The organism is Rothia nasimurium (genome assembly GCF_035916755.1).
Taxonomy (GTDB): domain Bacteria; phylum Actinomycetota; class Actinomycetes; order Actinomycetales; family Micrococcaceae; genus Rothia.
In genome coordinates, this window is sequence record NZ_JAYWIX010000006.1 from 68,320 (window position 1) to 84,899 (window position 16,580).

At 60.9% G+C, this 16,580-nt stretch carries 15 protein-coding genes; 7 read left to right on the plus strand and 8 right to left on the minus strand.

Annotated features, from left to right (window positions below):
* Window positions 1-192 precede the first annotated feature (192 nt).
* The 6 genes from paaA to VSX42_RS07685 all read left to right on the plus strand — a co-directional run bounded on the left by paaA (window position 193) and on the right by VSX42_RS07685 (window position 4,978).
* On the plus strand, window positions 193-1,215 hold the full coding sequence (paaA, locus tag VSX42_RS07660) for a 1,2-phenylacetyl-CoA epoxidase subunit PaaA (protein ID WP_326503728.1): 1,023 nt from the start codon (window positions 193-195) through the stop codon (window positions 1,213-1,215).
* A 2-nt stretch (window positions 1,216-1,217) separates the two neighbouring features.
* Window positions 1,218-1,529 (plus strand): 1,2-phenylacetyl-CoA epoxidase subunit PaaB, encoded by a 312-nt coding sequence (gene paaB, locus VSX42_RS07665; RefSeq protein WP_237189717.1) that lies wholly within the window; start codon window positions 1,218-1,220, stop codon window positions 1,527-1,529.
* On the plus strand, window positions 1,526-2,353 hold the full coding sequence (gene paaC, locus VSX42_RS07670) for a 1,2-phenylacetyl-CoA epoxidase subunit PaaC (protein WP_326503729.1): 828 nt from the start codon (window positions 1,526-1,528) through the stop codon (window positions 2,351-2,353). The genes paaB and paaC overlap by 4 nt, the downstream gene beginning before the upstream one ends.
* Before the next feature lie 210 nt (window positions 2,354-2,563).
* Complete coding sequence (gene paaD, locus VSX42_RS07675; protein WP_326503872.1) at window positions 2,564-3,025, plus strand: 1,2-phenylacetyl-CoA epoxidase subunit PaaD; 462 nt, start codon at window positions 2,564-2,566, stop codon at window positions 3,023-3,025.
* A gap of 16 nt (window positions 3,026-3,041) precedes the next feature.
* Window positions 3,042-4,193: a 1,2-phenylacetyl-CoA epoxidase subunit PaaE gene (paaE, locus tag VSX42_RS07680; RefSeq protein WP_326503730.1), complete on the plus strand. Its 1,152-nt coding sequence runs from the start codon at window positions 3,042-3,044 to the stop codon at window positions 4,191-4,193.
* Between the two features lie 14 nt (window positions 4,194-4,207).
* Entirely contained in the window at window positions 4,208-4,978 is a 771-nt protein-coding gene (locus tag VSX42_RS07685) for an enoyl-CoA hydratase/isomerase family protein (RefSeq protein ID WP_326503731.1), read from the plus strand.
* Between the two features lie 437 nt (window positions 4,979-5,415).
* Here the strand turns inward: VSX42_RS07685 and VSX42_RS07690 are convergent, their stop codons facing one another.
* The 7 genes from VSX42_RS07690 to VSX42_RS07720 all read right to left on the minus strand — a co-directional run bounded on the left by VSX42_RS07690 (window position 5,416) and on the right by VSX42_RS07720 (window position 13,943).
* Window positions 5,416-6,783 (minus strand): PD-(D/E)XK nuclease family protein, encoded by a 1,368-nt coding sequence (locus tag VSX42_RS07690; protein WP_326503732.1) that lies wholly within the window; start codon window positions 6,781-6,783, stop codon window positions 5,416-5,418.
* A gap of 437 nt (window positions 6,784-7,220) precedes the next feature.
* Complete coding sequence (locus VSX42_RS07695; protein WP_326503733.1) at window positions 7,221-8,027, minus strand: HpcH/HpaI aldolase/citrate lyase family protein; 807 nt, start codon at window positions 8,025-8,027, stop codon at window positions 7,221-7,223.
* Window positions 8,012-8,797 (minus strand): 2-oxo-hept-4-ene-1,7-dioate hydratase, encoded by a 786-nt coding sequence (hpaH, locus tag VSX42_RS07700; protein ID WP_326503734.1) that lies wholly within the window; start codon window positions 8,795-8,797, stop codon window positions 8,012-8,014. Before hpaH ends, VSX42_RS07695 begins: the two co-directional genes overlap by 16 nt.
* 155 nt (window positions 8,798-8,952) lie before the next feature.
* Window positions 8,953-10,059, minus strand: coding sequence for a 3,4-dihydroxyphenylacetate 2,3-dioxygenase (hpaD, locus tag VSX42_RS07705; RefSeq protein WP_326503735.1), 1,107 nt, complete (start codon window positions 10,057-10,059; stop codon window positions 8,953-8,955).
* A 77-nt stretch (window positions 10,060-10,136) separates the two neighbouring features.
* Entirely contained in the window at window positions 10,137-11,654 is a 1,518-nt protein-coding gene (hpaE, locus tag VSX42_RS07710; protein ID WP_326503736.1) for a 5-carboxymethyl-2-hydroxymuconate semialdehyde dehydrogenase, read from the minus strand.
* A 47-nt stretch (window positions 11,655-11,701) separates the two neighbouring features.
* Window positions 11,702-12,376, minus strand: a complete 675-nt coding sequence (locus VSX42_RS07715) for a GntR family transcriptional regulator (protein ID WP_326503873.1) — start codon at window positions 12,374-12,376, stop codon at window positions 11,702-11,704.
* Window positions 12,377-12,422: 46 nt separating this feature from the next.
* Window positions 12,423-13,943 (minus strand): fumarylacetoacetate hydrolase family protein, encoded by a 1,521-nt coding sequence (locus VSX42_RS07720; protein WP_326503737.1) that lies wholly within the window; start codon window positions 13,941-13,943, stop codon window positions 12,423-12,425.
* A gap of 234 nt (window positions 13,944-14,177) precedes the next feature.
* Here VSX42_RS07720 and VSX42_RS07725 point away from each other — a divergent pair, with 234 nt between their 5' ends.
* On the plus strand, window positions 14,178-16,073 hold the full coding sequence (locus VSX42_RS07725) for an FAD-binding monooxygenase (protein WP_326503738.1): 1,896 nt from the start codon (window positions 14,178-14,180) through the stop codon (window positions 16,071-16,073).
* Between the two features lie 111 nt (window positions 16,074-16,184).
* Here the strand turns inward: VSX42_RS07725 and VSX42_RS07730 are convergent, their stop codons facing one another.
* Window positions 16,185-16,580 (minus strand): hypothetical protein, encoded by a 396-nt coding sequence (locus VSX42_RS07730; protein WP_326503739.1) that lies wholly within the window; start codon window positions 16,578-16,580, stop codon window positions 16,185-16,187.

A 16,580-nucleotide genomic window follows, 5' to 3' on the forward strand; every position in this document is an offset into this window, starting at 1 on the left:
TTCCGTGAGGGCGCACAGATTTCTGTGCATCAGCTCACACGATACAGAAAAAATAGACGGGTGCATAGAGGCCAATCCCAAGATTACGCTTGACCGTGATGTGGTCAAGACTATATTCTGAACGAACGGTCAGTAATTAGTGCAGATGGGGCTGCCTCGCCCCGAGCAGCCCGCACCCGCAAGGAGCCAGACATGACTTCAACGACGAAGAACCCCGATCTCTCCCCCGTCGCCGACGCCCCCGCCCAGGCGGGCGAGAACGTCCTCAACGAAGAAGCCGAGCAGGCCTACTTCGACAAGCTCATCGCCGAAGACTCCCGCGTCGAACCCCGCGACTGGATGCCCGAAAAGTACCGCAAGACCCTCACCCGCCAGGTCTCCCAGCACGCCCACTCCGAAATCATCGGTATGCAGCCCGAAGCCAACTGGATTACCCGCGCTCCCTCCCTCAAGCGCAAGGCCATTCTCATGGCTAAGGTGCAGGACGAAGCCGGTCACGGCCTCTACCTCTACTCCGCCGCCGAAACCCTCGGCACCCCCCGCCACATCCTCAACGAGCAGCTGCTCGAAGGCCGCGCGAAGTATTCCTCTATCTTTAACTACCCCGCCCGCACCTGGGCAGATATGGGCGCTATCGGCTGGCTGGTCGACGGGGCCGCTATCTGCAACCAGGTTCCCCTCTGCCGCGCCTCCTACGGCCCCTACGGTCGCGCCATGGTGCGCATCTGCAAGGAAGAATCCTTCCACCAGCGCCAGGGCTGGGAAATCCTCTACGAGCTCTCCCACGGCACCCCCGCCCAGAAGAAGATGGCCCAGGACGCCGTCAACCGCTTCTACGGCCCCGCCCTGCAGATGTTTGGCCCGCCGGACGCCGACTCCCCCAACTCCCAGCAGTCCATGGCGTGGAACATCAAGCGCTTCTCCAACGACGAGCTGCGCCAGCGCTTCATCGACATGCTGGTCCCCCAGGCAGAAGCCCTCGGCCTCACCCTGCCCGACCCCGACCTCAAGTGGAACGAAGAACGCGGCCACTACGACTACGGGCCGCTGGACTGGGACGAGTTCAACTCCGTCATCTCGGGTAACGGCCCCTGCAACGTCCAGCGCATGCAACGCCGCCGTGCCGCCCACGAAGAAGGCGCCTGGGTGCGCGAAGCCGCCGCCGAATACGCCCGCAAAACCACAGAACAGCACTCCGAACTGCTAGGAGCCTAACCATGACCGACAACATCACACACCTACCCGAATCCAACGAATGGCCCCTCTGGGAGGTCTTCGTCCGCTCATCCCGCGGCCTCTCCCACGTACACGCAGGCTCCCTGCACGCCCCCGACGCCACCATGGCCCTGCGCAACGCCCGCGACCTCTACACCCGCCGCAACGAGGGCACCAGTGTCTGGGTTGTACCCGCCGAAGCTATCCTGGCCTCCGACCCCGACTCCAAGGGTGGCTTCTTTGAATCGTCCCAGGGCAAGAGCTACCGCCACGCCACCTACTACACCAAGAGCGAAGGGGTAAAGCACCTATGAGTTACGCATCCTTCGAATCAGCAACCCGCCACAGCGAGGGCGAATCTATCGTCGCCGAAGATATCGCAGCTTCCGGTGTGCAGGCCAGCGAAGAAGTAGCCCGCTACGCCCTGGCCCTGGGCGACGACGCCCTCATGCTGGGCCAGCGCCTGGCCCACTGGATTTCCCGCGCCCCCGAACTCGAAGAAGACATCGCCCTGGGCAACATCGCCCTCGACCTGATCGGCCACGCCCGCTTCTTCCTCACCTACGCGGGTACCGCCTGGGGTAAGACCGAGGACGACCTGGCCTACTTCCGCGACGAAGAAGAGTTCCGCTCAGCCCGCCTGGCAGAACAAGAAAACGGTGATTTTGGGCAGACCATCGCCCGCCAGCTTATCTTCAGCTACTACCAGTACGAGCTCTACTCCGCCCTGGTGAACTCCGACGATAAGACCCTGGCGGCTATCGCAGCCAAGGCTCTCAAAGAAGTCGCCTACCACCAGGACCACGCCACCGCCTGGGCCCTGCGTCTCGGTATCGGCACCGAAGAATCTAACCGCCGCATGCAAGAAGGCCTCTACTACATGTGGCCCTACATCGACGAGCTCTTCTACGACTTCGAGGACGCCGCAGCCCTCCCCGGCGTGGCCGTCCTGCCCTCCACCCTGCGCGAGAACTTCGAGACACGCCTGCACGCCATCATCGAAGAAGCCCAGCTGAAGGTACCCGACGTACCCCAGGCCCGCGGCGGCGACCGCTCCGGCCAGTTCTCCGAAGCCCGCGGCCATATCCTCACCGAACTTCAGGTCCTCGCCCGCGCCCACCCCGGCGCCACCTGGTAGTTCCCAGCCGGCCCAGCACAAGGAGGTGCCCCCGTGAACACCCGCAGCGAGCGTCCGCCCCGCCATTGCTCAGACGGCAGCGCCCTGACCAGCGAGCAGGCCAGCGCCGGAGTCGATTTCAGCTTCGGCTTCGACGCCGACTCCGGCTACACCGCCCCCGCCCTAGAAACCGAGAGCTCCGTACCCGCCCCCGAGGGGTCGGACGCCGCCCTGTGGGAACTTGCCGCCCGAGTCGCCGACCCCGAAATTCCCGTTCTTTCCATTGCTGACCTTGGGATTCTTCGGGCCACCCGCTACGAGGGCGACCAGCCGGTTGTAGTCATTACCCCCACCTACTCCGGCTGCCCTGCCATGGACGCCATTACCACCAACGTCCGTAGGGTCTTCACCGACCACGGCTACCCGGCCCCGCATGTCGAAACGGTGCTCTCCCCCGCCTGGAGCACCGACTGGATGAGCGAGGCCGGCAAGGCCCGCCTTGCCGAGTACGGCATCGCCCCGCCCACCGGCACAGCTGCCGCAGGCCCCGTGAGCCTGGGTCTGGCCGTCAAGTGCCCCCGCTGCCACTCCCTGGCCACCCGCGAACTCACCCGCTTCGGCTCCACCTCCTGCAAGGCCCTCTACCAGTGCCAGGCTTGCTCCGAGCCCTTCGACTACTTCAAGATTCACTAGATCCGAGGAAGACGCCATGACCGACACCAGCACCCGCCGCCGCGCCACCTTTAACACGCTGACCGTGGCGGGCGTCCGTAAACTCACCAAAGACTCCGTAGAAGTCACCTTCGCCGTGCCCGACGAGCTCGCTACCGACTACGACTACCTGCCGGGCCAGTACGTCGCCCTGCGCGCCCAGATTGACGGGCAGGAAGTCCGCCGCTCCTACTCCATCTGCGCCGAACCCACCCCCGGCGAAATCCGCGTCGCCATCAAGCGCGACTTCGGTGGCCTCTTCTCCAACTGGGCCAACGACACTCTCGAACCCGGCTACCAGATTGACGTCATGAACCCCCAGGGTGCCTTCGTTTCCAAGAGCACCATCACCAGTCTGAACAACCCCGAAAAAATTGCTGAGGACGCCGCCGCGGCAGGTTACGAGCACATGGTCGCCTTCGCTGCCGGCTCGGGTATCACCCCCATCATCGCCATCGCCCGCACCGTGCTTAAGGCCAGCCCCACCAGCACCTTTGACCTGGTCTACGCCAACAAGTCGGCCATGGACGTCATGTTCGCCGAAGAAATCGGCGACCTCAAGGACCGCTACCCCACCCGCTTCGCCGTGCATCACGTGCTCTCCCGCGAACAGCGCATCAACCCGCTCATGAGCGGCCGCATTGACGATGAGAAACTGAATGCTCTTTTGGATCATGTCATTCAGGTGGGCCGCACCGATGAATGGTTCCTCTGCGGCCCCTTCGAGCTGGTGCAGCTTTGCCGCGATACTCTGGCCGAGCGCGGTGTGCGCGAGGACGACGTTCGCTTCGAACTCTTCACCACCGGCAAGCCCGAAACCCCCGCAGGCCAGCAGGGCCGGGCCGTGGAGGCTGACCCGTCCGGCGCCAACTACGCTATCTCCTTCAATCTGGACGGCACCTCCTCCTCTGTTGAATCCCCCATCTCTGCCAACGAAACCATCCTTAACGCCGCCCTGCGCGTGCGGGCAGATGTGCCCTTCGCCTGTGCCGGTGGCGTCTGTGGCACCTGCCGCGCCAAGGTTGTTTCGGGCGACGTGAAGATGGAGGAAAACTACGCCCTGGAAAAGGACGAGGTCGAGGCCGGCTACATTCTCACCTGCCAGACCCGTCCCTGCTCCGACGCCGTGACCGTGGATTTCGACGACTAGGAGGGGGAAGAGCCGTGATTGATCTGACCATTGAGGGTGCCGTTGCCGAGGTTGTGCTGAACGCCCCCGAAAAAATGAACGCCCTGAACGAGGCAGCCCTGGCCGAGCTGTCTGCCGCCTACGACGAGGCGGCTGCGGCGGGCGTCCGCGCCCTGCTCCTGCGCGGGGAAGGGCGCGGTTTCTGCGCCGGGCGCGACATCGCTGGTCTAGTGCCTGCTGAGGACGACGCCTACGGCTACCTGACCGATAAGGTCACTCCCCTGCTGAAGAAGATGAGCGCCTTCCCTGCTCCCACCTTCGCGGCGGTGCAGGGCCCCTGCCTGGGCGTTGGGTTGGGCCTGGCTATTGCTACGGACGTGGTTTATGTGGCTGAGAACGCCAAGATCGGCTCCCCCTTTGCCAACCTGGGGGCGACCCTGGATTCTGGCGGGCACGCCCTCTTTGTGGAGCGGCTGGGTGCCCACCGGGCCCTGGACCTGATTTACACGGCTGAGCTAATCTCTGGGGCGGAGGCGGTGGCTGCCGGGCTCTTTAGCCGGGCAGTTCCTGCCGAGGAGCTCCTGGACTTTACCCGCGAGAAGGTGGCCAAGGTGGCGGCCGGGGCAACCGGGGCTTTTGTAGCTTCGAAGCAGCTGGTGGCCCAGGTGCGCGATGCTCGGGTGGGCCTCTGGGAGTCCGTTGAAGCTGAGAACAAGGCCCAGGGCGACCTGTGCTCCTCTGCGGACTACGCCGAAGGCTTCGCCGCTTTCACACAGAAGCGGACGCCGGTTTTTAGGGGCATCTAGCTTTTTATCGAGAGTAAGAGAAAACTTCATGAGCGCCTTCTTTGCACGTGCTCATGAAGTTTTTCTTACTTTCACCAAGGGGCAAGGACGCTGGATCCGGCCCTAGTAGCCCACGTCGGTGGAGCCGTTATCTACCTGGCGGGTTCTACTCCTTATGAATAAGCCGCCTCATTGACGGAAGTGTGCGCGAATCTTCAGACCCTAATATTGGGGCTGATTTCCTCATACTCTTAGGTATGCATCCTGCCCCTGATCTTTGCTGTAGCCAGGGCTATTACTTACTGCTCTGGTCTCGAAGAAACAAGCACGGTAGAACCTGCGCCGAGGTACTTCCACTCATCGGTTTGGCCTACCGGGGACACCGCTGTCAACAGTTATCCACCGGGTAAAAGCCCACTCTTTTGTCTCAGAGGGTAGGCTGTTTCTCTACCCTAGGACTAGGAAGCTAGCTGCTTCTTGCGTTCCTTGATGGACTCAGCCAGGTACTTAGGCAGGCTGTCCAGGAAGTGCTGCACCTTTTCCTCGGAGGTGAGGAAGTCTGCTACATCCTCAATACCGAGGCAGGAGTAGCTCTTGTGCTGAAGCAGATCCCGAATATCAATCCGGAAGTTATCGGGGTTGAGGCGCACGCCCACAGGTTCCTTTTTCTCTGCATCAAGATGATACATATCGATATGTATTCCGTCGTTGGGGAAAATGGTCTTGCGTTCCTTGTTCTTTTGGTTCTTTTTGGCCTTGCCGCTAGAGAGATAAATACTATAGAAGTAGTCTGTATCGGCCAGCTTCAAGCGCACGCCCTGACCGGGGTGCCGGGTTGATTGTGCCTTCTTATAGATAAAGTCATCGAATTCTTCCCCCAGGAGTTCCTTGAGTTCCAAGGTCTTTTCAGCGTCAGTGAGCTTTTTAAAAATCATCCCGGCGAGTTTCTGTGCTACAGGTGAGGGGGTATGATCTTGGAGACTGATATTATCCAGAATCAGACTAATAGCTTCTACCAGGTAACGCTTTTGAATATCCTGTGGAAGCTTCCGTTCAATGTCCTCTCTGAACTCATCGCTTTCACCTTCAAGATAGCTACTGAATGCTACTAGCTGTCCCCGGACCTCCTTGAAGCCGTAGCTCTCAACGATTTCCCGAACATTAGAGTCATGATTTTCGATTGATTTCTTCACGTCCCAGCGGAAATCACGAATAATCTTGGCTGTGTCCAAAGACTCCGCAGCCTGCTCAAGATCAATCAGGAGTTCGGAGAGCTGCTCAAAACTGAGAGTCTTATAGTGCTGGAGGTAGTCCTTGTCCTTGTTCCTATCGGTCTTTTCAGGCGGATTTCCAGCAATGGTGAGGTAGATAAAGTGATTCTGGTAGTCGGGGTACTGTTTGTGGATTGCGTCAAAATACTTCTCTAACTGAGAGTCGTACTCGCCAGAGCTGTGCTCCGTTGCATAGTGCTTTGCCTCAATGGTTAGGGTCAGCTTGGGGTCTTCAGAGACAAAGAGAATATCGAGATTGGCCAAAGCCTCGGTTTCTGTTTTAGTTTTCTTAAGGTCCATTAGAGGTAGACCTTCACCCTTGATTTCCTTCATCAAGGTCTTGAAGAACCTGTCCTTCAGCCCGTGGTTTTCAGTCGGGTCCAGAAGCCATCGCAGCATACGGGAATAGCGGGTCTCGTAGGACTTACGGCCATATTCAATAATGGACCAGAAGTTAGGGACCCGGTCGGCATGAATACGGCGGTGGATTTCCTTGTTCTTGTAAAAATCTAAGACTTTCTGGACAACTTCTTCAGAGATAGCGGTAGACGACACAGTGCTCCCCTCCTAGATTGAATATTTACTTTCATCATTCTAGGTATTAGGCGGGCGCAGATTCAGCCCGCCCACAGATATTTCAAAAATAATGCTGAGGTTTATTCAAAAATCTGGGGCGAAGCATACTCTCGATGAAGCTACTTACGCGATGACTGGTGTGAATCACCCTATGAGCTTCATGTTACATGTGTGAAAAGTAGAGTTAGTAGTCAGTCCAAAAAATATCCTGCATCGGCACATAAGACTTCTTGATGAGCGAGCAAAACCAAATCATGACTTCCAGGCCATTCCTGCCCCGTTCATCTAGTCATATGGAAAGTAATCGTTACCACCTGAGGTTCACCACCCACCAGATTATGTTCCAGCAAGTAACCCTCAAAGGTAGCCAGAGGCATATCCTGGGTAGACTCCATCAATCCTTTCTGACTAGGTACCTAGTACCCTACGTCGGCGGAGCCGGAGTTGGCGTCCTGGATGAAGCGGGCAGCCAGCTTTTTAGACTCCAGGGCCAGGAGCTGCACGTCAGCGGCCACCAGAATAAAATCAGCACCGGCAGCCAGGTAGTCCTCTGCCTGCGCCGGGTCAAAGGCATTCACGCCAACCTTCACCCCGGCAGCACGAGCTATCTCGATAACCCGCTTCACTGCATCCACCACCTGCGGGTGGTTCTGCTGGCCCAGCAACCCCATGGAGGCAGCCAGGTCTGAGGGCCCGATGAAAACCCCGGCTAGGCCGTCCACCGCGCAAATCTCTTCAGCATTCTCCACAGCCGTAACTGACTCAATCTGCACAAAAAGCGAAATGTACTTCTCGGCCTCGGTCAGGTAGCCGGGCACCCCGCCCCAGCGGGCTGAACGGGACAGGGCAGACCCCACCCCGCGCACCCCCGCCGGGGGGTAGCGGGTAGCAGCGACCGCGTCCCGAGCCATCTGGGCAGTATCGACCATGGGAATGAGCAGGTTCTGGGCACCGGCGTCCAAGAACTGCTTAACAGCGACAATATCCAGGGAGGGCAAGCGCACCATGGTCTGTACCGGGTAGGCGGCCGTCACCTGCAGGAGCTGCTGCACCGTCTCAAGGCTGGCAACCCCGTGCTCCCCGTCAATGAGTAGCCAGTCCAGGCCGGAACCGGCGCAGATTTCGGCGGCCACCGGTGAACCTGAGCAGACCCACATGCCCACGGCGGGGCGTCCGAGGGTGTGCAGGTGCTGGCCGAAGGGAGGGTCTAGACGAAGCGACACGTTACCGCCCCTAAGTCCCCGTAGTCGGCGTGGACGGTATCACCCGGGTGCACCCACATGGGCTTGGTGAAAGAACCGGCCAGAATAATCTCACCGGCTGTGAGGGAATCCCCGTGGGCAGCCAGCTTGTTGGCCAGCCAGGCAACACCGTTGGCCGGGTGGTTGAGGACGGCAGCGGCTACCCCGGTATCTTCAATCTGCTCGTTGCGGTAGAGCAGGGCTGAAACCCAGCGCAGGTCAATAGAGGCCGGATCGACCGGGTTGCCCCCGTAGACCATGGCGCCCAGGGCGGCGTTGTCGCTGATGGTGTCAACGATAGTGCGGCCCTCCATCTCGATGCGGGAGCTCAGAATCTCTAGGGCCGGAACCACATATTCAGTGGCCCGCAGTACGTCAAAAATAGTGACGTTGGAGCCGGTCAGGTCGTCCTTGAGCACGAAAGCCAGCTCAACCTCAATACGCACATTGGAGTACTGGGAGTGCTCAATGACCGAGCCGTTTTCGTAAACCTGGTCGGCGAAAATTGCCCCATAGTCGGGTTCAGTAATGCCGGTGGCCTCTTGCATGACCTTGGAGGTCAGGCCGATTTTGCGGCCAACGAGGCGGCGGCCAGCGGCCTCGCCCCGGGCTCGCCACACATTCTGCACCGCGTAGGAATCCTCAACGGTCATGTCGGGGTAAGTGGCGGTCAGGCGCGGAATCATGGTGCGATTTGCCTCGGCCTCGGCCAGGTCATCGGCAATTTTGGTGAGCTGTTCTTTGGTGAGCATAGTTAGCTTTCAATACTGCGGGAGGTGCTTGAGGGATATGCTCGCCGCCGACTGGCTGGGTCTGGCGTGAATTGGGGCGAGCGCCCCGCGCGAGCCCCAAGAGGGTCAGTCGGCTAGAGCATATCCCGAAGCACCGAACTTATGTATTTCAGTCTTTACAGCTGGTGCCCCAGCTTGTATTCGCCCTTCTTCCAGTCGGGCATGTCTTCTTCGCCGGCGCGGGTGTAGGAGAAGCCGTCGGCGCCGATGGTCTGTTCCATTTCGGAGTCGTCGGTACGTTCGACCAGGGGTACGAGGTTACCGTCGAGGTCGAGGACGCGGGAGGCGTCGGTGTACCAGGAGGGGACGACGGGGGTGCCCCACCAGTCGCGACGCTGGTTGTCGTGCACATCCCAGGTGACGCGGGGGTTGTCGGGGTCACCGGTGTAGTAGTCCTGGGTGTAGATTTCGACGCGGTGGCCGTCGGGGTCGCGCAGGTAGAGGTAGTAGGCGTTGGAAACACCGTGGCGGCCGGGGCCGCGTTCAATGTGGTCAGAAAGACGCAGGGCGCCGAGCTTGTCGCAAATGGCGATGATGTTGTGCTTTTCGTGGGTTGCGAAGGCTACGTGGTGCATGCGGGGGCCATCGCCGCCGGTCATGGCGGTGTCGTGGACGGTGGGCTTGCGACGCATCCAGGCGGCGTAGGAGGTGCCGGCGTCGTCCTGGATGTCTTCGGTGACGCGGAAGCCGAGGTCTTCCATGTATTCGATGGCCTTGGGGACGTCGGGGGTAACCTGGTTGAAGTGGTCGAGGCGGACGAGGGCGCCGGGGGTGTGGAGTTCGTAGCGCCAGGCGAGGCGTTCGACGTGGTCGACGTCGTAGAAGAATTCGTAGGGGAAGCCGAGGGGGTCGAGCACACGTACGGAGTCGCCGAGGCCCTTGACGAAGCCGTCCTTGTTGCGGCGTACCTCGCAGCCGCGGGCGGTGTAGAACTTTTCGGCCTTGTCGAGGTCTTCGGGGGTGCGGACGCGGTAGGAGAAAGCTGCTACAGCCGGAACGTCGCCCTTGCGCAGGATCAGGTTGTGGTGGATGAACTCTTCGAGGGAGCGCAGGTAGATGGTGTTCTCGTCTTCTTCGGTGACGACGAGACCGAGCACATCGACGTAGAAGTTGCGGGAGCGTTCGAGGTCGGTGACGACCAGTTCCATGGAGGCGCAGCGGACGATGTCGGGTGCGTTTTCGTCGGGCACGATGACGGGGTAGTCAACAAAGGTAGGTGACATGGTTTTGCTTTCTTGGGTGGGGCGGTCGCCGGTAGGCTACGGTGCCTGCCCGGCGTCCGCGGGTGTGTAGTGGGGTTTTAGTCGGCCTTGCCGAAGACGGGGTTGTGGACTTCGCCGAGGTTGATGTGGACGGCCTGCTGGTCGGTGTAGAAGTCGATGGAGCGGTAGCCACCTTCGTGGCCGAGGCCGGAGGCTTTGACACCTCCGAAGGGGGTTCGGAGGTCGCGGACGTTGTTGGAGTTGAGCCAGACCATGCCTGCTTCGACGGCCTGGGAGAAGTTGTGGGCGCGTTGCAGATTGGAGGTCCAGATGTAGGCGGCGAGGCCGTACTTGGTGTTGTTGGCTAGTTCTAGGGCTTCTTCGTCGGTGTCGAAGGGGGTAATGGCGACGACGGGGCCGAAGATTTCCTCCTGGAAGATGCGGGCGTCGGGGGCGACGTCGGCGAAGACGGTGGGGAGGACGAAGTTGCCTTCGGGGAAGTCGGCGGGGCGTTCGCCGCCTGCAACGAGGCGGGCTTCGGTTTTGCCGATTTCTACGTAGGACATGACCTTGTCGTAGTGTTCGGGGTGGACGAGGGCGCCGACTTCGGTGGCGGGATCTGAGGGTAGGCCGACTTTGACGCGCTTGGCCTGGGCGGCGTAGCGTTCAACGAATTCGTCGTAGATGCTGCGCTGGACCAGGATTCGGGAGCCTGCGGTGCAGCGTTCGCCGTTGAGGGAGAAGACACCGAAGATAGTGGCGTTGATGGCGGTTTCGAGGTCGGCGTCTTCGAATACAACGGCCGGGGACTTGCCGCCGAGTTCCATGGAGAGGCCCTTGAGGTAGGGGGCGGCGTTGGCGAAGATGATTTGGCCGGTCTTGGATTCGCCGGTGAAGGAGATGAGGGGGACGTCAGGGTGCTTGACCAGGGCGTCACCTGCGGTTTCACCGAAGCCGTTGACCAGGTTGAAGACACCTGCGGGCAGGCCTGCCTCTTCGAAGATTCCAGCCCAGAGGGAGGCCGAAAGGGGGGTGAACTCGGCGGGCTTAAGGACGACGGTGTTGCCGGTTGCCAGGGCGGGGGCCAGCTTCCAGGATTCCAGCATGAAGGGGGTGTTCCAGGGGGTGATGAGGCCGGCGACGCCGATGGGCTTGCGGTTGACGTAGTTGACCTGGCGACCCGGAACCTTGAAGGCGTCGTCGGTCTGGGCAACGATAAGGTCTGCGAAGAAGCGGAAATTTTCGGCGGCGCGTCGGGCCTGGCCCTTGGCCTGGGTGATGGGTAGGCCGGAGTCGAAGGATTCCATCTGGGCGAGGGTGTCCTCACGGGATTCGACGATGTCGGCAATCTTCATGAGCACGCGGGCGCGTTCGCGCGGGAGCATACGGGGCCAGGGGCCCTCGGTGAAGGCGGTGCGGGCAGCAGCTACAGCGGCTTCGATGTCTTCTTTCTTGCCCGAGGCAGCCTGGATATAGGGCTGGTTGGTCACGGGGTCGAGCACGTCGAAGGTTTCGCCGTCGATGGAGTCAACGAACTGGCCATTAATGTAGTGCTGGATGCGCTCGGGCAGCCCGGCGGGCTTGGCGGGTGCGGTAGTGGTTTCAGTAGTGCTCACGGGGTAACTCCTTTGTACGGTGTGAGGGGCGGACGTCGGTGGACGGGTTATACCGGTTCGGGGATAGTGCTGAGGTAGCTGGCGAGGGTCGCCTGACGGTGATCTCGTACAGCTTGTTCGACCTCGTGGGCTGGCTGACCGCGGTCGATGAGGTCGATAATTCGGTCGTGCTCTGCCACTGATTCTGCAGCGCGGCCGGGCACAAACGAGAAGGTTGATTCACGCAGGTTGCCAAGACGGTCCCATTCGCTCCCTACCAGGTCTACAAGGTGCTGGTTGGGGCAGCGATGGGTAAGAACCTGGTGGAAGCGATGGTTGAGGTCGGTGAAAGCTTTGGGATCAAAGTCTTCAAGGAGGGTGGCAAGCTGCTGGTTGTAGTCACGAGCCGCAGCAATGTCTTCAGCGGTCAGATGGGGCAGGGCTAGGGCGGTGGCTGCACCTTCTAGAATGCCAAGGGTTTGCATGCTCTCTACGTAGGCGGAGCTGTCGACCATGGCGACCCTGGCCCCCACGTTCCGCTCGAAGGTGACGAGTCCTTCTGCTTCAAGCTGGCGGATAGCTTCTCGCACAGGAACCACCGACATATCGAGTTCACGACCGATAGAGGCCAGTACCAGGCGGTGGCCTGCGGCAAAATCGCCGTTCACGATTTTTTCGCGTACCCAGGTGTAGGCAGTCTCGGCTTTAGATAGACCCTTCTTATAGTCGAGGGTCACCTGCATGGACGGCCCGGGGTAGAGATCGATGTTCACGGTGGTTCCTAGCGGGTTAGGGCTGAGCAGGTGGGTTCTGGGCTAGCCAGTCTTTGTACTTTTCTTTCCAGGCACCGGTGGGTGGGAAGAGCCCGTCCACAGGGTGACCGGCTGCAACCTGTTCGGCGACCCAGGCGTCCTCATGCTCTTTATCGAAAGCGGCCTGAGCGACTTCGGCTGCAATAGCGGGAGGGATGACAATGGCTCCGTCGTCATCGCCGACGATAATATCGCCGGGGAGCACGGTGGCATTGCCGCAGGCCACCGCCACATCGACCTCCCAGGGCACGTGCTTGCGGCCCAGGACGGCCGGGTGGGGGCCCTGAGTAAAGACGGGCAGGCCGATTTCTTTGACAGCCGCATAGTCGCGCACCCCGCCGTCGGTGATGACGCCGGCGGCCCCGCGTCCTTTCGCTCTCAGGGCCAGGATGTCGCCCAGGGTGCCGGAGCCGGACTCCCCGCGGGCCTCAATGACGATAATTTCTCCTTCGGTCACCTCGTCAAAGCAGCGTTTTTGGGCGTTGTAGCCACCGCCGTGGGCCTTGAAGAGGTCTTCGCGGTTGGGCACAAAGCGCAGGGTTTTGGCGGTGCCGACAATTTTGGTGCCGGGGGTCTGGGGATAGACGCCCTCAATAACAACATTGTTGAGGCCGCGGGCGCGGAGCTGGGCGGAGAGCCCAGCGGTGGGCACAGCCTGCAGGAGGCGGCGGAGTTCGGGGGTCAGAGCGGACGCGGCCTGCGGGGTTTCTTGTTCTTCCAGCGGGGGGAGCCCGGCGGCTTCACGGGAGCCCCAGGCTTCTTCGGTCTGCTTTTCGTCAACGGCGGGTAGAGTGCCAATGGACCCGTTGAAGTCGCCTCGACCTGCGATAACGGGGGTAACAAGACGGCCCGAGGTGGGGGCTCCGGCGGCAGTGGGGGCGTCTACTTCCACTTCGACGACGTCACCGGGAACGACCACGGAGGAGCCTGCGGGGGTGCCGGTCAGGATGACGTCGCCGGTTTCGAGGGTCATGTGCTGGGAGAGGTCGGCGACGAACCGGGAGAGGGGGAAGATCATGTTGGCTGCGGCGGTGTCGTCCTGCTGTACGAGTTCGCCGTTAACCCAGGTACGAATACGAAGCTGGTCTTCTGACACCGCGCGGGCATCGATGAGGCCGGGGCCAAGAGGGGTGTAGCCGTCACGGCCCTTGGATCGCACATTGGAGCCCTTGTCGGCGGGGCGGTAGTCGTAGATGCCCAGGTCGTTAGCCGCAGTCACGTAGGCGACGTGATTCCAGGCGTCTTCAAGGGGAACATGCCGGGCAGGGGTACCGATGACCAGGGCAATTTCTCCCTCAAAGGCAAGGAGTTTGGTACCCTCCGGGCGTTCAACGGGGGCACCGGAGCCGGCCAGGGAGCTGGTGGGCTTGAAGAAGTAGGAGGGCTGAGCCGGACGCCGCCCGCGCTGGGCTGCGCGCGATTCGTAGGCCACGTGCACGGCGATAATCTTGCCGGGCGTGACGGGAAGGGAATCTCGGTTGGAGGGGGTAGCAGTCATGGAGTCTCCTCGTTGAGCTCTATCAACCTTGTCTGAAATCGTATATCATTTTTACACACTAGCAAGTAACTCACATCACAGCAAGAGCTTTTCGCAAAAGCCTTACAGTCACCCCGCGACAAGTTTCAGACAACCCTTGCCGCCCCTGCTGCATATCGTATATGATTCAGAGCAAGTGTTACCCATCACATCTTTGCTGGGGTGCAGCGCTGCACCCACTCCCTAAGGAGCACCATGCATTTCCACCACAACGGCTATATTTCCCGCGACCCCCGCCTTGAAGACCCAGCAGGTTACGGCATTAACCGCGCAGATGAACTGCCAGAGACCATGGACGTCCTCATCGTCGGCTCCGGCCCCGCCGGCATGATTGCCGCCGCCCAACTCTCCCAGTTCCCCCAGATCAACACCCGCATCATCGAACGCCGGGCAGGCCGCCTCGAACTCGGCCAAGCTGACGGCATCCAGGCCCGTAGCGTCGAAACCTTCCAGGCATTCCGCTTCGCAGAAGAAGTAATCCGCGAGGCCTACCACATCACCGAAACCAGCTTCTGGAAACCCGACTCTGCCAACCCCGACAACATCGTCCGCACCACCCGCACCCCTGACGACCCCCAGAACATCAGCGAATTCCCCCACCTCATCATCAACCAGGCCCGTATTCTCGACTACTTCGCCGACTTCGCCCGCAACTCCCCCGGCAAAATCACCCCCGATTACGGCATTGAGTTCCTCGGTCTCACCATTGAAGAAGACCACGACTACCCCGTGAAAGTCACCGTCCGCCATACGACCGGCGAACACTACGGTGAAGAACGCACCGTCCGCGCCAAATACGTCATCGGCTGCGACGGGGCCCGCTCCGGCGTCCGCAAGTCCATTGGTCGCACCCTCTCAGGGGACGCCGCTAACCACGCCTGGGGCGTTATGGACGTCGTGGTCAATACAGACTTCCCCGACTGGCGTATGAAGTGTGCCATCACCTCTACCAAGGGGTCCATCCTGCATATCCCCCGCGAAGGCGGCCACCTGGCTCGTGTTTACGTTGACCTGGGCGAAGTCCCCCTCGACGACAACCACGCCGTGCGCTCCACCCCCATTGAAGAAATCATTGACCGCGCCAACGCCATCTACCACCCCTACTCCATCGACGTGAAGAACGTGGCCTGGCACTCGGTCTACGAAGTCGGCCACCGCCTCACCGACCACTTCGACGATGTCGATACCTGCGACCGCGGTACCCGCGCCCCCCGCGTCTTCATCACCGGCGACGCCTGCCACACCCACTCAGCCAAGGCAGGCCAGGGCATGAACGTCTCCATGCAGGACGGCTTCAACATCGCCTGGAAGCTCGGCCACGTGCTCTCAGGGCGCGCCCCCGAGGCCCTACTCGATACCTACTCCGGCGAACGCCAGGAAATCGCCAAGAACCTGATTGACTTCGATAAAGAGTGGTCCACCCTCATGGCCACCAAGCCCGAGGATCTACCCAGCCCCGAATATCTTGAAGAGTTCTACGTGAAAACCGCCGAATTCCCGGCCGGGTTTATGACCGAGTACAAGCCTTCTCTTATCACCGGCGGTACCGAGCACCAGCACCTGGCTGAGGGGTTCCCCGTGGGCAAGCGGTTCCGCTCAGCCCGTGTGAACCGCCGCGAGAACGCCTACCCCTGCCACCTGGGCCACGAAGCAGTAGCGGACGGCCGCTACCGGCTCTACGTCTTCGCCGATGCTGCACACCCAGCGTCCGCCGACTCGAAGGTGCGGGCTCTGAGCGATTTCTTGACCCGGGACGCCACCTCCCCCTTCGTGCGCTACCGGGCTGAGGGAGCTGACTTCGATGCCCTGATTGAGCCGGTGGTGGTCTACCAGCAGAACTACACCGAGTTCGAGACCACCGACGCCCCCGCGGCCTTCCGCCCCCTGGTGGGCACCTACCAGATTGAGTACTGGGAGAACATCTACTGCGCCCTGCCCGATGAAGATATCTTCGAAGATCGCAAACTCTCCCGCGACGGTGTAGTGGTAGTCGTACGCCCCGACCAGTACGTAGGTGCTGTCTTGCCCCTCACCGACCACACCGCCCTAGCGGCCTACTTCGACGGGGTCTTCATCGACCCCGAGATTTAGGGCGCCCCGAGGTCTAGGGCGCTCAGCGCCTCAGAGCCTTAACCATAAAAGGGCCGGGGTAGGTACAACCACTGGTACCCGCCCCGGCCCTTCTGCCTTACGGAATCAGACTTACTGCTGGCCGTCCTGGGCGGCGTTGGCCTCGTCAATGCGCTTGGCCAGGCGTTCCTTTTCTTCAGCCTCGCGGCGCTTGGCCTCGGCTTCGCGGCGGGCGCGGGCCTCAGCGTACAGCTTGGCGGATGACCGGTTAATACCGGTGCCCTCACCCAGCTCGGGGTCGTTGGGGCGCTCTACCAGAATGAGGGTTGCACACATGACCAGGGTGACCACAAAAACCGCACCCGCCACGGTCAAAGCCAGCACCACATTCGGGGTGTTATTTGTACCGCCGGTTGCAAAAACCACGATGCCCAAGAAAGCCACCAGGGCCAAGACCGCCGCAATAATCAGCGGACCGCGCACCTGCGCCTTAAACCCACGATTGGGTGATTCACTTTTCTGAGCCAA

Excerpts from the sequence above, each read along its gene's own strand:
- paaA (WP_326503728.1), top strand. The coding sequence starts at position 193 with ATGACTTCAACGACGAAGAACCCCGATCTCTCCCCCGTCGCCGACGCC.
- paaB (WP_237189717.1), top strand. The coding sequence starts at position 1,218 with ATGACCGACAACATCACACACCTACCCGAATCCAACGAATGGCCCCTC.
- paaC (WP_326503729.1), top strand. The coding sequence starts at position 1,526 with ATGAGTTACGCATCCTTCGAATCAGCAACCCGCCACAGCGAGGGCGAA.
- paaE (WP_326503730.1), top strand. The coding sequence starts at position 3,042 with ATGACCGACACCAGCACCCGCCGCCGCGCCACCTTTAACACGCTGACC.
- hpaH (WP_326503734.1), bottom strand. The coding sequence starts at position 8,797 with ATGCTCACCAAAGAACAGCTCACCAAAATTGCCGATGACCTGGCCGAG.
- hpaD (WP_326503735.1), bottom strand. The coding sequence starts at position 10,059 with ATGTCACCTACCTTTGTTGACTACCCCGTCATCGTGCCCGACGAAAAC.
- VSX42_RS07715 (WP_326503873.1), bottom strand. The coding sequence starts at position 12,376 with ATGCAGGTGACCCTCGACTATAAGAAGGGTCTATCTAAAGCCGAGACT.
- VSX42_RS07720 (WP_326503737.1), bottom strand. The coding sequence starts at position 13,943 with ATGACTGCTACCCCCTCCAACCGAGATTCCCTTCCCGTCACGCCCGGC.
- VSX42_RS07725 (WP_326503738.1), top strand. The coding sequence starts at position 14,178 with ATGCATTTCCACCACAACGGCTATATTTCCCGCGACCCCCGCCTTGAA.